The organism is Arthrobacter sp. Br18, from assembly GCF_000520555.1.
GTDB lineage: Bacteria > Actinomycetota > Actinomycetes > Actinomycetales > Micrococcaceae > Arthrobacter_D.
The window spans coordinates 10,696-11,587 of record NZ_KI914870.1 but is presented as its reverse complement, the minus strand read 5'-3'; the positions used below and the strand labels follow the sequence as shown (position 1 = coordinate 11,587).

General features: G+C 68.8%; 1 protein-coding gene. It reads right to left on the bottom strand.

Features of this window, described 5'->3' with window-relative positions:
- The coding region (locus Y704_RS20775) for an aminotransferase class V-fold PLP-dependent enzyme (RefSeq protein ID WP_081747588.1) at positions 1 to 841 on the bottom strand (841 nt) is incomplete at its 3' end.
- Between the last annotated feature and the right edge of the window lie 51 nt (positions 842 to 892).

Here is an 892-nt window from a genome sequence, read left to right as displayed (position 1 = left end):
CGGGATCGGCGAGGGAGGCGAGGAAGTCGACCGCCGCCGTGGTCCCGGCCAGGGTTTCGTAGGGCAGGGTGCCGAACTCGAACCGCTCCGGGATGATATCGGTGGACGGGAGCAGCTTGTCCGGGTGGATGGTCTCCAGCAGGTCGGGAGCCGCGGCAAGGACGGCGCAGTGAGGACCGAGGAACTTGTAGGGCGAGCAGACGAAGAAGTCCGCCCCGAGCGCGCGGAGGTCCACGGAGGCATGCGCCGCGTAGTGGACGCCGTCCACATAAAGAAGTGCTCCTGCGTCGTGCGTCAGCCGGGCGATCGCCGGGATGTCGGGCATTGTGCCGAGGAGGTTCGATGCCGCCGTGACTGCCACCAGCCGCGTCCGATCGCTGAGCGCCGCGTGGAGGTCGCCCATGTTCAGTTCGGCAGTCCCCGGATCGAAGCCGATCCAGCGAACGCTGGCCCCCTGCCGCTCGGCTGCCTGCACCCAGGGCCGGATGTTGCTGTCGTGGTCGAGCCGGGTCACCACCACCTCATCCCCCGGGCCCCAGCCCGAGGCGAGGTGGCGGGCGAAGTCGTAGGTGAGCTGCGTTGCGCTGCGCCCGTAGACGATGCCGGCCGGATCGACGTTCAGGAAGTCGGCCATGGCCGCGCGGAACTCGTACACGATCCGGTCGGCGTTCCTCTCCGAGGACACGGTGGTGCCGCGATTGGACAGGGGGCCGGTCAGCGCATCGGCTATCGTCTGCCCCACCACACGGGGGGTCTGGGTACCACCGGGACCGTCGAAGTGGGCGATCCCCGAGGACAGCGAGGGGAACTGGGAACGGAGGCTCTCAACGTCGAGGGGCATGGCTCACTTTCGGCAGGCGGGCTGGGTGTGGCTCAAGCCTAGTGGCTTCGG